General features: G+C 55.8%; 13 protein-coding genes and 2 pseudogenes. 12 read left to right on the top strand and 3 right to left on the bottom strand.

Features of this window, described 5'->3' with window-relative positions:
• The first annotated feature begins 77 nt into the window (after positions 1 to 77).
• From ACR0NM_RS08820 to ACR0NM_RS08795, 6 genes and pseudogenes are all read left to right on the top strand, one after another.
• On the top strand, positions 78 to 818 hold the full coding sequence (locus ACR0NM_RS08820) for an oligopeptide/dipeptide ABC transporter ATP-binding protein (protein ID WP_480614152.1): 741 nt from the start codon (positions 78 to 80) through the stop codon (positions 816 to 818).
• A pseudogene (locus ACR0NM_RS08815) lies at positions 772 to 1,335 on the top strand (ATP-binding cassette domain-containing protein); the annotation flags it as partial. The gene ACR0NM_RS08820 and the pseudogene ACR0NM_RS08815, both read left to right, overlap by 47 nt.
• A complete protein-coding gene (locus ACR0NM_RS08810) occupies positions 1,309 to 1,800 on the top strand; it encodes an oligopeptide/dipeptide ABC transporter ATP-binding protein (RefSeq protein WP_480614627.1) in 492 nt (163 codons plus the stop codon). The pseudogene ACR0NM_RS08815 and the gene ACR0NM_RS08810, both read left to right, overlap by 27 nt.
• Before the next feature lie 164 nt (positions 1,801 to 1,964).
• On the top strand, positions 1,965 to 2,333 hold the full coding sequence (locus ACR0NM_RS08805; RefSeq protein WP_170465622.1) for a hypothetical protein: 369 nt from the start codon (positions 1,965 to 1,967) through the stop codon (positions 2,331 to 2,333).
• Between the two features lie 59 nt (positions 2,334 to 2,392).
• Positions 2,393 to 3,121 (top strand): HupE/UreJ family protein, encoded by a 729-nt coding sequence (locus tag ACR0NM_RS08800; protein WP_480614150.1) that lies wholly within the window; start codon positions 2,393 to 2,395, stop codon positions 3,119 to 3,121.
• Positions 3,122 to 3,137: 16 nt separating this feature from the next.
• On the top strand, positions 3,138 to 3,758 hold the full coding sequence (locus ACR0NM_RS08795) for a transmembrane anchor protein (protein ID WP_480614148.1): 621 nt from the start codon (positions 3,138 to 3,140) through the stop codon (positions 3,756 to 3,758).
• A 595-nt stretch (positions 3,759 to 4,353) separates the two neighbouring features.
• Here the strand turns inward: ACR0NM_RS08795 and ACR0NM_RS08790 are convergent.
• Positions 4,354 to 4,464, bottom strand: a pseudogene (locus ACR0NM_RS08790) (IS5/IS1182 family transposase); the annotation flags it as partial.
• Between the two features lie 322 nt (positions 4,465 to 4,786).
• Between ACR0NM_RS08790 and ACR0NM_RS08785 the strand changes: the two are divergent.
• Positions 4,787 to 4,954: a hypothetical protein gene (locus ACR0NM_RS08785; RefSeq protein ID WP_480614146.1), complete on the top strand. Its 168-nt coding sequence runs from the start codon at positions 4,787 to 4,789 to the stop codon at positions 4,952 to 4,954.
• Between the two features lie 393 nt (positions 4,955 to 5,347).
• On the opposite strand, the gene ACR0NM_RS08780 is transcribed toward ACR0NM_RS08785, so the two are convergent.
• A complete protein-coding gene (locus tag ACR0NM_RS08780; RefSeq protein WP_170465613.1) occupies positions 5,348 to 6,109 on the bottom strand; it encodes an aldolase/citrate lyase family protein in 762 nt (253 codons plus the stop codon).
• 200 nt (positions 6,110 to 6,309) lie between these two features.
• On the opposite strand from ACR0NM_RS08780, the gene ACR0NM_RS08775 reads away from it, so the two are divergent.
• Complete coding sequence (locus ACR0NM_RS08775; RefSeq protein WP_480614144.1) at positions 6,310 to 7,200, top strand: SMP-30/gluconolactonase/LRE family protein; 891 nt, start codon at positions 6,310 to 6,312, stop codon at positions 7,198 to 7,200.
• On the opposite strand, the gene ACR0NM_RS08770 is transcribed toward ACR0NM_RS08775, so the two are convergent.
• Positions 7,197 to 8,195 (bottom strand): ester cyclase, encoded by a 999-nt coding sequence (locus ACR0NM_RS08770; protein WP_480614624.1) that lies wholly within the window; start codon positions 8,193 to 8,195, stop codon positions 7,197 to 7,199. The two genes, ACR0NM_RS08775 and ACR0NM_RS08770, sit on opposite strands and share 4 nt — an antisense overlap.
• Positions 8,196 to 8,352: 157 nt before the next feature.
• On the opposite strand from ACR0NM_RS08770, the gene ACR0NM_RS08765 reads away from it, so the two are divergent.
• The 4 genes from ACR0NM_RS08765 (at position 8,353) to ACR0NM_RS08750 (ending at position 12,689) form a co-directional block, all read left to right on the top strand.
• Positions 8,353 to 9,402, top strand: a complete 1,050-nt coding sequence (locus ACR0NM_RS08765) for an ABC transporter ATP-binding protein (protein WP_170394099.1) — start codon at positions 8,353 to 8,355, stop codon at positions 9,400 to 9,402.
• Positions 9,403 to 9,487: 85 nt separating this feature from the next.
• Positions 9,488 to 10,714 (top strand): extracellular solute-binding protein, encoded by a 1,227-nt coding sequence (locus tag ACR0NM_RS08760; RefSeq protein ID WP_170394097.1) that lies wholly within the window; start codon positions 9,488 to 9,490, stop codon positions 10,712 to 10,714.
• 63 nt (positions 10,715 to 10,777) lie between these two features.
• Entirely contained in the window at positions 10,778 to 11,806 is a 1,029-nt protein-coding gene (locus ACR0NM_RS08755) for a carbohydrate ABC transporter permease (RefSeq protein WP_170394095.1), read from the top strand.
• Between the two features lies 1 nt (position 11,807).
• Positions 11,808 to 12,689 carry a carbohydrate ABC transporter permease gene (locus ACR0NM_RS08750; protein ID WP_170394093.1) on the top strand — a complete coding sequence of 294 codons (882 nt, stop codon included), beginning with the start codon at positions 11,808 to 11,810 and terminating at the stop codon, positions 12,687 to 12,689.
• Positions 12,690 to 12,803 lie beyond the last annotated feature (114 nt).

The following is a 12,803-nucleotide window of genomic DNA, read 5'->3' as shown; positions in this document are numbered from 1 at the left end:
AACCCGCGCCGTTTGCGTAAGCTAAAACGGGAACGCCTCGGCGACGAGGCCGAGATTCAGGCCAAGGAGGTCAAAGCATGACCCAGCCCGTCTTTCAAATCGAGGATCTTGTGATCGATCTTTACACTGAGCAAGTCTCGGTCCGGGCGCTCGATACCGCCTCGCTGTCGGTGATGCCGGGTGAGATTCTGGCAATTGTCGGCGAAAGCGGATCGGGCAAAACGGTGATGACGTTGGGCCCGTTGGGCCTTCTGCCCGAAGGCGTATCAGTCGATATTCGCGGCAGTGCTGTGTGCGGCGGGCAATCGCTGCTGAACCGCTCCGACCGGGTGCTGGCGGGCAATCCGCGCGTGCTGATCGCGGATGAGCCGACAACGGCACTGGACGCCACCGTGCAGGCGCAGATTCTGGAACTGATCAAGGATATCCAGCAACAGGAAGATATCGCGGTGGTGCTGATCACCCATGATATCGGCGTGGTCGCTTCGGTCGCCGACCGCGTGGCGGTGCTCTATGCGGGTCGGGTGGTGGAAAGCAGCACGGTTGCGCAGGTGCTAACCGCACCGGTGCACCCTTATACGCAGGGGTTGCTGGCCTCGGTCCCTAATCTGCGGGCCAACAGCAACGAAGTACCCAAGGGCATCCCCGGATCGTCCCCTGATCAGTCGCGGCTGCGCACCGGTTGCCCGTTCGATACGCGCTGTTCGCGCATGCTCCCGGTCTGCGCCACCCAACGCCCGGCGCTCATCCCGGTGCCTGAGGACGGGATTCATGTCACAGCCTGCCACGCGGCGCAGGCGGAACTGGAAAGTGCCTGAGATGGAGACGCAAAACGCAATCGAGGTTCACGACCTGAAGGTTCATTTCCCCGGCAGCGGCCCCGACCGGATGGTGCGTGCGGTGGATGGCGTAGATCTGACCGTCGCGCGCGCTTTTCACGCCATCGTTGGCGAATCCGGCTGCGGCAAGACCGCACTGGCGCGAGCCATGGTCGGGCTGCAACCGGCCACATCGGGTTCGGTGCGCATTCTGGGGCAGGATCTGGCCGACGGGATGCGCGACCGTAAGGCGCTGGCAAAACAGATGCAGTTCGTGTTCTAGAACCCGCTGGGTGCGCTCAGCCGTCGCCAGACGGTTTATCAGTCGCTTGAGGAACCCCTCTCGATCCACAGGTTCGGTCGCAAGGATCGTCAACAGCGCATCGCCCGACTGATGCATCTGGTGGGGCTGCCTGAAACGGCGGGTGAGCGTCTGCCACGGTCTCTGGCCGGCGGGCAACGGCAGCGTGTCGCGATTGCTCGCTCCCTGATGCTAGAGCCCGAAATTCTGATCTGTGACGAACCGCTTTCGGCGCTGGATGTCTCGACTCAGGCGCAGATCGTGAAGCTGTTCGTAACCCTGCAGCAGGAACTCGGCCTGACGATACTGATGATCTCGCACGACTTGGCGGTGGTGCGGGAAATGTGTAGCGACATGACAGTGATGTATCTGGGTCGCGTGATGGAGAAAGGTTCAACCGAGAACCTGTTTAACGATGCACAACATCCTTATACCCAAGCGCTTTTGTCTGCTGTCCCGTCTCCCGACCCGCGTATTGAGGCAACCAGGCAGCGCATCGTACTGCACGGTGACCCGCCCAGCCCAATGGACCCGCCACCTGGATGCCGTTTCCAGACGCGCTGTCAGCGGGCGCAGGACATATGCCGGCAAAAAGGGCCAATTCTCACAGGTCAACACAATGAACACGCAGTTGCGTGCTATTTTCCTGGTTCCGCTGCAGCGCGAGAACACGCAAATTGAAGTCCTGATCTGTCGAGAAGGAGATCTTTCGGCCTTTTCGGCAGATCGGAGACTTCCCGCTGACAATGATATCCAGGGTTGCGAGATAACGATTATTGACGCTAAGTGAGTACGATAGCGCATGAAGAAAAACGGACGAAAAACCGTCGCGGGCAGGAACAGTTATGCAGATTGTGTCGGGCAGACAACTGGCTGATTGGATCAGACACGCGTTTATCGCGATGATGGTTCTATGCGTATTTGCCTGGTCAGTGGCCCCGTCTTTCACACACTCTGCCAACTATTTGCTTAGCGTGTCAGAACGCAGCCAGATAATGGGTGATCACGGCCATTCCCATGGCGAAGCACTGGACAATTACTGGGCGCTGCATGGCCATAGTCACGATGCGGTCGATCATGATCACAGCTCGGCGATCCTGTTCCTGGTTGCCGAGGCGGAATCGGTCGACAGATTTAGGTTGCCTGATGCGCTGGAACCGTTTCTGGACAAACCTGACCCCATATATAGGCTTGACCGACCTCCGCGCGTGTGACCGAGCCCGCTTTTGCGGGGTTTGACGATCAATCACACAACATAGCGGAGAAATATCTCATGCAAACCGTCCAAAGGGGCCGGTTAGGGGAGGCTGTGCGCCAATCCCTGACGCTGGCAGCCCTTGTCTTTGCGGCGCTCGCCTACAGCGCGTCTTATGCCGCAGCCCATAACGTCACGGCTGGCGATGCCGGCTATATTCAACAGATCTGGGGCGTCAAACTGATCCCCTTCGCCTATCTGGGTGCCAAGCACATGGTGACGGGATATGACCATATCCTGTTTCTGTTCGGGGTCGTGTTTTTCCTGTACCGGGCCAAACATGTCGCCACCTATGTCAGCATCTTTGCCGTGGGCCATTCCACGACCATGCTGCTTGGCGTCTACTACGGCTGGAACGTCAATGCTTACATTATTGATGCCATCATCGGTTTGTCTGTCGTCTACAAGGCGCTGGACAATCTGGGAGCGTATCAGCGTTGGTTCGGCCATCAGCCCAATACCAAATGGGCCACGCTGATCTTCGGCTTTTTCCACGGCCTTGGTCTCGCAGCCAAGATTTTGGACTATGATATGCCCGAAGACGGGCTGTTGCCCAACTTGCTGGCCTTCAACGTCGGCGTCGAAATCGGCCAGTTCATAGCCCTTGCCCTGATCCTGATCTTCATGGGGTTTTGGCGCAAATCCAAATTCTTCTGGAAACACGCCTATGGCGTCAACGTCGCGATGATGGCGGCTGGTTTCGTGCTGATGGGATATCAGCTGACCGGCCTGTTCGTCTCAGCCTGAATAAACGGAGATACACATGTACAATTCTGAAAAACCAAGCCCCGAAGAACTGCCTAGCTCGGCCCAGTTGATCAAGTCCACTATCATTGCGGCCGTGGCCGCTGTGGTTTTGCTGGTGACCGTGGTTCTGCCCGCAGAATATGGCATTGATCCCACTCGGATCGGCAGTGTTCTTGGTCTGACCGAGATGGGAGAGATCAAGACCGATCTGGCCGAAGAGGCCGCTCGGGACGCGCAGCAGGCACCAGAAGATCAATCCAGCTTGTTTAAGGATATCTTTGGCGCCTTTGTGGGCGCCGCCTATGCGCAGCAAAGTGCCGAGACCTGGGCGGATGAATTCTCGTTCACTCTGACCCCTGGAGAAGGAATCGAGTGGAAGCTGGTCATGGATGAAGGTGCTGTGACTGAATTTGATTGGGTTGCCGAAGGCGGCCGGGCAAATTTTGAACTCCATGGCGACAACGCTGACGAATCCATCAGCTATGAGAAAGGCCGTGGCAAAACCGGTGCAAAGGGAACATTGGTTGCCGCATTCACCGGCAATCACGGCTGGTTCTGGCGCAACCGTGATAAGCAGGACATCACGATCACCGTGAAGCTGCGCGGTGCCTACAGCGACATCAAGCGCACCTATTGATATCTTAACGCCCCGTTTCGTCTGAAACGGGGCGTTCCCAGATCATTTGGCTCACGACCCGTTGCGTGAAATTAATCTATCTCAGTTGCTTAATTTCATTCCTGAAAGCTTCGGTTGGGTTTGAACATCCGTGGCGCTTTCTTGTTCTCCTTCAAGGAATCCCAAACCGCTGACACATAGGGCACAGGAGCGGCGATGCCTGCGTCTAGCCGGCTGTGAGGAACCGATATTCGCTTAGAATGTGTAGGTTTAGGCTGGCCGAGAATTCCGGCGGCGAGGATTTGTTTTCCAAGCCTAAGTATCCCCACACAAATGCTACCAGTTACTGTCCCCGATCTTGAAATGAGCGGTCGAAAGCGAATTCCAATCGAAGGGGAGAATCCCAATCCGTTCGAAACAGGCTGGCGCAATCACTTTCCTTCAATACTATGATACGCGCAGCTGTCTTGGTGTGTGATGTACTTCGAATTCCCATCAAATTTCGAAGTCTTCTTCTACGCGAATTTTTACAGATTAACCCTACATAAGCAGTCGATACCCAAGCCTTATTAGCTTCATGATACCATACTAATAGATGACGGTTTCCGCGAGCGCTGGCTGCGAGCAAGACCTTTGGACATCGGTCAAAGCGCGTCGCCACGCGTCTCCAACTCTTGAGTCTGTCGGACATGATCTCGTTGCGGTTTTGCCGTTTGTAACGGCGCTTCCGTCGGCTGTTGAGAGTGCTGCACGGGCCATAAGCGACAGGAGCGCCACGCCAGTGCAAGCCATTGTGATTGAAGAAATATATTCCGTTAAATGCACACCTATCATCGACCTGGGGCTTTCCAAGCGAGTTCGGCAAGAAGGACTTAGACGTACGATCTGCCCGCCAGCCAGCCTGAAAAGATCACGCATTTCAAAGTTCCGTTATCGATGCCGTGAAGCATGCAGTGCGATCTTAATCAATGAAGCCGGGCGTTGGTCTCTTCTTTAGTGAATTGGTCGACCGCCTTTTTTAATGGCGTTGCGCTGGTGGCAAATCTGCGGTGGATATCGAAAAACTGGTCAACAGTTTCCGGCTTGAGGCGGACGAGCGTTTCCTATCCGGCCGCCGCGAACCTCTGCGTCAAACAGACGATCATAAACCCTACGAACCAGTTCGGCGCAAGGTGGTCGAGTTTTTCCTGCTACTGGCGGAATCACCGATCAAATAGTGCTGGAACGGCTACATTACGGATGCGGCAGATGGTCTGCCGCGTTTGCAAACTCTTACCTCAGGTCTCTGGACATCTATGGGGATTACCGTGTGCGGTTTAGGATATGCGACGGTGACTGGTGAACTGCTAGACGAACTGATCTCGGGCCAACGCCGTGCAGTTTCCGATCTCGACTGTTACTGTTAAACCTAGCCCGTTTAGCGATTTTTGCCTGGTCAAGGCGGGTACGGCGGACTGGAGAAAAACCGACAGGACACCGCTATTCAGCGAAGCGAATAATCCGCAATCGCGCATCGCATTTCTAGCAAAGAAAGTACTGTCGTCGCAGCATTTACCAGCCCGCGGATATTTCGACGCCAAGGCCCTTTCCACTAAAAAGCCCTGTGCGTTTCACGTCCTCGCGGTGCCATGGAAGTTCTCCGCTTCCGCGTTTGCAGCGCGAAGCATGAAGGCGTGTTCCGAAGCGACGAAGATCATGGTCACCCCATAGTCGCGCAGCTTGAGTCCGGCTTCTGCGCTGGCCGCAAAGGTCATCAGCGTCTTGTCATGTGCTTTGGCTGCATCGCCCGAGCGTCGCATTGCATCAAGAACCTGTGGGTCGGACTGATCGGTCACGCCGTAACATACCGCAAGATCCGCAGGTCCTACAAAAATCCCGTCGATGCCCTCGGTCCCGGCGATATCATCGACTTCTGCGACGCCTTCTGGTTCTTCGATTTGGGCAATGATAATCGTCTCCTCTTCGCTTTGCTTGAGGACGTCAGCCATGGATCGGGTCGCAAACCCTGCCCACCGGGTTGATCCGGCATAGCCGCGACCACCATGGCCAAAACGGCCCTCGCGCGCAATGCGACGGGCCTTTTCGGCGCTGTCAACATGCGGCACAACAATACCTGTCGCGCCACTGTCAAGCGCCTTGAGAATCTCGTCCGCCGACCCAGTCGGCACCCGCACCAACGTCGGCAACCCCAGAGCCCGGGCGACGGCGAGGCAAACATCCAACCGACCCCGGTCAAAGGGTGCGTGTTCCGCATCCAGGCACAAGAAGTCCAGTTTTGACTTGGCAATTATCTCGACCAGTTCATGAGCTGGTGTCTTGAGAAACGTTCCGACGAGAGGCTCACCAGAAAGCATGCGTTGTTTGAAATTCATGGGAAAGTCCTGACGGTTTTGTTTGGGCGGCACATGGCAATTGGCAGCCAAGCGGTTTGGAAACATCGGCCATAGCGTAGAGCATTGACGTTGGCAGGGCCAGACTATCGAACAGTCGTTATTGCGTTTTCACCCGAAACGCTGTTCTTGTCGAGGCTTGCCGGTAGTGTTGGCAGGCGCAACTCTGAAAAGGTGTTCACATGGTATTCGATATCCGTTCCAAATGCTTCACAGATCTGGTGCACCCTGACGCTCAACTGGAAGAAATCGCTAGCGGTCTGGGGTTTACCGAAGGGCCAATATGGCACCCCGAAGAGCATTGGCTGGTATTCTCGGACATTCAGGAGAGCCATCAATACAAGTGGAGCGAGGGTGAAGGAGTTCGCGTTTTTCGCACCCCATCCAACCAAGCAAACGGAAATTGCTTCGACAAAAGCGGGGCAGTGATCTCTTGCGAGCACGCCAGTTCGCATTTGGTACGCCATGATCACGGCGGCAAGCGGGTTACTTCGATAGCCACGCATTTTGATGGCAAAGAACTCAACAGCCCCAACGATGTTATCTGCGACTCGCACGGTCGGATTTGGTTCACTGATCCCAGTTTTGGTCGTATCCGAGAGGATCTTGGCATTCTGAGAGAACAGGAGCTGCCGGTGCAAGGCGTGTTCCGGCTGGACCCCGATGGCACGTTGCATCTTGTGGCGGGGGATTTTCAGCAACCCAACGGGCTGTGTTTGTCGGCCGATGAAACAAGGATGTTCGTCAATGATAGCTGGGGCGGTCATATCCGCGTCTTTGATGTCGCCGATGATGGGTCGCTGACCGGTGGAGAGGTCTGGGCCAATGTTGTTGGTGAAGGGGAAGGGGTGCCGGATGGCATGAAGTGCACCCGTGACGGTCAGATCTTGTGCAATGGTCCGGGCGGGGTACATCTGTTTGATACTCACGCGCACTGCCTTGGTGTCATTCTGACGCCGCAAAAATCTACCAACTTCTGTTTTGGCGGAACCGGGTTCAGCATGCTGTACATCACTGCCTGTACGTCCGTTTACCGTATTCCGACCAACATGACGGGTCTGGCCATGATCTAAAGGCCCACACGCGCCATGCGGTCCAGAATATCGACACCTTGTTGCTTCCAGAAATGAAGCAGATCGATGAAAATCCAATTCTCGGCCAGTTTGTCACCTTGGCGACGATAGATGTCGATCACCCGGAACTCACCGGCTTTGTCGGTGGCAGGCATTCCCATGAACCCGCCGGTTGGTCGGGCGGTAAAGTTCGGCCAGCCGAAAAAGCCGCCATAATGACCCTCGGCCATGCGGCAGATATGGTTGGTTTTTGATCGGTCAGCGAACCCCGCGCGGAACGGGCCAGCATGCTGCTTTGCGTAACGTTCAATCGTGTAGGTCGCTCCGATACCGGAAGGACCCCACCAGATCATGTCTTCGCACCAGGTGCGGCGCAGCTCATCCTCAAGGCTAAGCCCGCTGTCCCACTGCCCAAGATCGGAGATCATCGCGTTGATGGCTGACAAGGTCCTTTTGCCGTCCTCGGCGGGTTGCGGCGCGAACATCAGACCGTCGTGGGTCATAGGTCCGGGCTGGACAAGTTGCACGGCGGTCTGCGGCGGGAAGGGCCGCAACCCGGCCTGCATCATGAGATGCGGGATGTCGAAATACATTGCTGTTTCGACGATCTTACCGTTCTCAATCCTGTTGAACTCGCAATAGCGCAGAAAGGCCATTTTTCCAGTTTGCGCGATGCCCAGCCAGTCTTTGTCGAACAGCCCCATGAGATGGCCCATCGAAACAACCCAGACTGAATTGAACCCGTCGATCTCGTTCTGACCGGCCATGAACACGTCCATCCGACGCTGTAGGTTTGCGAGGCTGTGGTTCAGCGGTTGCCAGAATTTTTGCGCCACGTTGCTAGCGCCACGCAGCTCGTTGAACGGGTGAAAGCCGCGCCACAGGAGGTCTTCGGCGCAATACTCAGCGATCACATCAGAGTGGGCTGATTCCTCTGCATCGCTCAGAGCTTTGTAGAAGTTCAGGACAATTTCTTTCTCGGCTTCGTAAGACATATCTTTTACTTTCAATGCTTTGCCCGGAGGGAAGCGTCAGTCTTTAGCAAGATTGCGGGCGCTTTTGCATTCGCTTGCAAAAAATACTTGCCAGATGTTCCTTTGGATGTCTATGCTTTTGCAAACGTATGCACTCAGGTGCAACTGGGAGGACAGTATGGCCGAGATTCAACTGCGCAATGTTGGAAAACGTTGGGGTTCGTTTGTTGGAGTGGACAATTTCGACCTGACAATATCCGACAAGGAATTTCTGGTGCTTCTCGGCCCGTCGGGTTGTGGCAAGACCACGACGATGCGCATGATCGCAGGTTTGGAAGACGCAAGCGAGGGTGATATTCTGATCGACGGTACCCGCGTCAACGATATGGAGCCAAAAGACCGCGACGTCGCGATGGTGTTCCAGTCTTACGCTTTGTATCCGAACATGAATGTCTACGAGAACATTCGTTTCCCGCTGAGGGTACGTGGCATCGACGCTTCCACCCATGACGAAAAAGTGCGCCGTGCGTCGGCGATGGTAGAGTTGGACGACTTTCTGCATCGTAAGCCGGCAGAGCTGTCAGGTGGGCAACGTCAACGGGTGGCTCTGGCGCGTGCGATTGTACGCGAGCCCAACGTGTTCCTGATGGATGAGCCGTTGTCCAACCTTGACGCAAAACTGCGTGTTTCGACTCGCGCGCAGATCAAGAACCTTAGCCATGAACTGGCGGTGACTACGATTTATGTGACACATGACCAGATCGAGGCGATGACACTGGCCGATCGCGTGGTGATCATGAAGCAGGGTGTTGTCCAACAGGTTGGCTCTCCGACGGCGATCTACGACGAGCCTGCGAACACGTTTGTCGCCAGCTTTATCGGCAACCCGGCGATGAACCTGGTTGATGGCGATGTTCAGGGCGGTGTGTTCCGCGCGCAGAATACCGAAGTGCATGGTCTGAATGCTCCGGATGGCCCAATAACTTTGGGTTTCCGCGCCGAGGACGCCAATGTCGTAGAAAGCGGGGGCGAGATTAACGCGCCCATCTATACGCAGGAATTGCTGGGCGACAGCACCATGGTCTCGGTTCGGATCGGCGGAGCGCTGGTCTCGGTCAAGGCCGACAAAACCTATCGTGCAGAAATCGACGATCAGGTGTCGATTCATATCCATACCGATCACTGCCACCTATTCGATGCGCAAACCGGCGCGCGCCTTGAGATCTGAGAGACGAAAACCAATCCCGCAATGACGGGACAATCTCGGGTGCAGGCTTCGAAGATGCACCCAATCACCTAGGGAGGAATCAAAAATGTTTCTAAAGAAAATCGCATTGGCCGGGTCACTGACCGCCTTTGCTGCGAGCGCGGGTTATGCCTGCGAGATCACGGATCGGGTCAACATCGTCGGCAACGAATTTGCCGCCATTCAGGCTGTGGCCGCTGCCGCAAAGGAATGCACGGGCGCATCTGTTGAATCCAACCTGACATCCGAACACCAAACCATCAACGTGGCCGGTCTGTCGGGCAATCCGTCGGAATACACCTCAGCCATCATCGCCAACAGCTCGATTGTGGCGTTGATGAATGAAGACGTTATCCGACCGCTCAATGACCTGGTCGAAAAACATGGTCAGAACCTGCAGCCGGGACAGTTGATCAAGATCGGCGATGACATCATGGCCATCGCCTTCATGGCCAACGCTCAGCACCTGATGTACCGCAAGGACGTTCTGGAACAGGCAGGCGTAGAAGTGCCGACCACGTATGAAGAACTGCTCGAAGCGGCCGAAGCTATTCGCGCGCAGGGCATAATGCAAAACCCGGTTGGTGGTGCTTACGCTGCGGGATGGAATCTGGCGCAGGAATTCAACAACATGTTCCTTGGCTATGGAGGTACTCATTTCAAGCCCGGCAGTGCAGAGCCCAACGTCAATACCGAGGCCGGTGTCAAAGCGCTGAACATGATGAAGGCTTTGTCCGAGTATATGAACCCCGATTTTCTGACCCATGATTCCAATGCCACCAACGCGGAATACCGCGCGGGCAATGTGGCGATCATGAATATGTGGGGGTCACGGGCGTCACAGCAGACCACAACCGAAGGTGTCTTGCAGGAAGTAATCGATGGCCATGCCATTGCAGCGCCGCTGACCGTGGGTGGCGGCACGACTCCGGCCTCGACCCTTTGGTGGGACGGATGGACCGTCGGCAAGAACATCTCGGATGAAGAGGCTGAGGCGACCTTTGTCGCGATGACGCATGGCGTCCGCCCCGAAATGTTGAACGATGAAACCACGCCGCTGGCAGTCTGGTTGATCGAAGGGTACGAACCTGCAGACGACGCGCAGGGTGTATTTGACGCTGCCAAAATGGGCACGACGCCTTATCCGATGCTGCCCTACATGGGTTTGATGCACAGTGCACTTGGCAATGAACTTGCCGATTTCATGCAGGGCAAGGAAAGCGCTGAACAGGCGCTGGCCGATGTCGAGGCCGCCTATCGCGCCGCGGCAATCGAACAGGGCTTCCTACAGTAAAACGCCCCTCGCGGGTGCCCAATTCGGGCACCCGCCCAATCAAGCCGACACGGGAATTGCGACATGCGCCATAAGACATTCCTTTGGTTTTTCCTGCCCACAGGACTTGCAATGCTGCTGTTCATTGCAATGCCCATCGTCTCGGTGGTGATCCAATCCATTTATGCCCCACACCCGGCGGTTCTGGTGGAAGTCGAAAACTGTACTCCGCTTGTCGGGTGCACAACCGAGACCACCATCGATCAGGAAGCCACCGCAGCGCTTCGTGCCGAACAACCATTGGGCAGATTTGTCGGGCTGGATATCTACTTTGATCGCGGCCACCTGGCGATACAGGAGGTTGGCGAAATCTGGGCGGCGAGTGACACGTGGGGTGACCTTTTCTCAGAGGTCGGAAACTTGCCCTTCTATCGGGCCATGGCCTTTACGCTGACCTTCACATTCATTGTGACACCCCTCACGATCATTCTGGGGCTGGTGATTGCGCTGGCGGTCAACTCACTGCACCGGCACCTCAAGGGTTTGATGATCTTCTTCTCGCTCTTGCCCATGATTGTGACACCGCTGATCGGCTCGCTCATTCTGTTTTGGATGATTGACAGTCGTGGCGTCATCGGCAACGCCCTTGTAAACTTGGCCGGAGATCCGGATTTCAGTCTAAAGGCTTCGACCGGGCTGATGTGGGTGGCGCTGATGGTTTATGGCGTCTGGAGCTCGGCCCCCTTTGCCTTCGTGGTGTTCTATGCCGGTTTGCAAACTTTGCCCAAAGATCAGATCGAGGCGGCCCAGATCGATGGGGCAACCCGCTGGCAACAGGTCAAATTCGTGGTTGTTCCCCATCTCATGCCCCTGGTTACGTTTGTTGCGCTGATCCAGTTGATGGATAATTTCAAGGTGTTTGAACCGATTATCGGCTTCAGCGCCGGTGCCCATGCGCAATCGCTCAGTACTTTCATCTTCAACGACCTCGGCGGTGAAACGCGACAACTGTCCTCTGCAGCCGCTACGTCTGTGATCACGATTATCGGGGTCGCCATTCTGTTGTCGCCCGTGCTTGTCCGCACCTGGCGTGACTTCAAAGGAGCAAGATAACATGGCCAGTCGTGCGCAAAGAATGCCCAAAAGCCTTCGGATTGCTTCGTCGCTTTTTGTGATCCTTTGGTTCATCCTGGCCGCTTTCCCGTTCCTCTGGACGGTTTGGGGGTCGTTCAAGGTAGAGCTGGATTTCTTCTCGATCGCCGATTGGACCAACGCTCTAACCGGCGCGCGGACCGAGGCAGTTTATGGCTCACCCTTTACCACCACCGGTTACGAAGGGGCTTGGATTCAGGAAGAATTTTGGCGGAATGTTCTGAACACGGGGATCGTTTGCGTCTTTGTGGTCGCCATCTCGCTGACCATCGGAACGCTGGGGGGCTATGCGCTTTCACGGTCGAGCTATAACTACACATTCTGGCTTTTGATCACGGCACTGATCTTCCGCGCAATGCCGCCGATCACGTTGGTCTCGGGTTATCTGCTGCCCTTCTTTGAATGGAATATCTGGGGGATACTTCCGACGACAATTATCGTACTTGTCGCGATCAACCAGCCGTTCACCCTGTGGATGCTACACGCCTTCTTCAAGAACATCCCCAGCGAGCTTGACGAAAGCGCAAAGGTCGACGGCTGCAACCAGTTTCAGGCCTTCCGCCGCGTGATCATTCCGGTGATGTGGCCGGGTGTGATCACCACGGGGCTGTTCTCGTTTCTTCTGGCCTATAACGACTTTGCCGTTGGGGCGATGCTGTTGTCAGAAAGCAACCGCACAATGGTTCCAGCCATCGCCGCGTTCCTTGGTACAACGCAAACCGAGGGCAACGTAATGTTTGCCGTTGCGGCCGTGGTTTCTGCGACGGTTCCGCTGTTCATCTTGGTGATGTTCTTCCAGCGTCAGATTGTGGGCGGTTTGACCGCCGGGGCTGTGAAAGGCTGACGCTGATGGGACTCACGCATCCTCAGTCCGTATTTGCCCATGCGCACGCAGCCAGCCTGAACATGGCTGCGTGCCGGGCAAGGCGACCAGGGCGAATTCCTTTTGCTTTGATGC

The organism is Ruegeria sp. AF2 (assembly GCF_056542025.1).
This window is presented reverse-complemented; position numbering and strand designations above follow the sequence as displayed.

What these genes read in the sequence shown, in the direction of transcription:
- ACR0NM_RS08765 (WP_170394099.1), top strand. Translation starts at nt 8,353, where the DNA reads ATGGCCGAGATTCAACTGCGCAATGTTGGAAAACGTTGGGGTTCGTTT.
- ACR0NM_RS08755 (WP_170394095.1), top strand. Translation starts at nt 10,778, where the DNA reads ATGCGCCATAAGACATTCCTTTGGTTTTTCCTGCCCACAGGACTTGCA.
- ACR0NM_RS08760 (WP_170394097.1), top strand. Translation starts at nt 9,488, where the DNA reads ATGTTTCTAAAGAAAATCGCATTGGCCGGGTCACTGACCGCCTTTGCT.
- ACR0NM_RS08800 (WP_480614150.1), top strand. Translation starts at nt 2,393, where the DNA reads ATGCAAACCGTCCAAAGGGGCCGGTTAGGGGAGGCTGTGCGCCAATCC.
- ACR0NM_RS08805 (WP_170465622.1), top strand. Translation starts at nt 1,965, where the DNA reads ATGCAGATTGTGTCGGGCAGACAACTGGCTGATTGGATCAGACACGCG.
- ACR0NM_RS08795 (WP_480614148.1), top strand. Translation starts at nt 3,138, where the DNA reads ATGTACAATTCTGAAAAACCAAGCCCCGAAGAACTGCCTAGCTCGGCC.
- ACR0NM_RS08820 (WP_480614152.1), top strand. Translation starts at nt 78, where the DNA reads ATGACCCAGCCCGTCTTTCAAATCGAGGATCTTGTGATCGATCTTTAC.
- ACR0NM_RS08775 (WP_480614144.1), top strand. Translation starts at nt 6,310, where the DNA reads ATGGTATTCGATATCCGTTCCAAATGCTTCACAGATCTGGTGCACCCT.
- ACR0NM_RS08810 (WP_480614627.1), top strand. Translation starts at nt 1,309, where the DNA reads ATGCTAGAGCCCGAAATTCTGATCTGTGACGAACCGCTTTCGGCGCTG.
- ACR0NM_RS08750 (WP_170394093.1), top strand. Translation starts at nt 11,808, where the DNA reads ATGGCCAGTCGTGCGCAAAGAATGCCCAAAAGCCTTCGGATTGCTTCG.
- ACR0NM_RS08780 (WP_170465613.1), bottom strand. Translation starts at nt 6,109, where the DNA reads ATGAATTTCAAACAACGCATGCTTTCTGGTGAGCCTCTCGTCGGAACG.
- ACR0NM_RS08770 (WP_480614624.1), bottom strand. Translation starts at nt 8,195, where the DNA reads ATGTCTTACGAAGCCGAGAAAGAAATTGTCCTGAACTTCTACAAAGCT.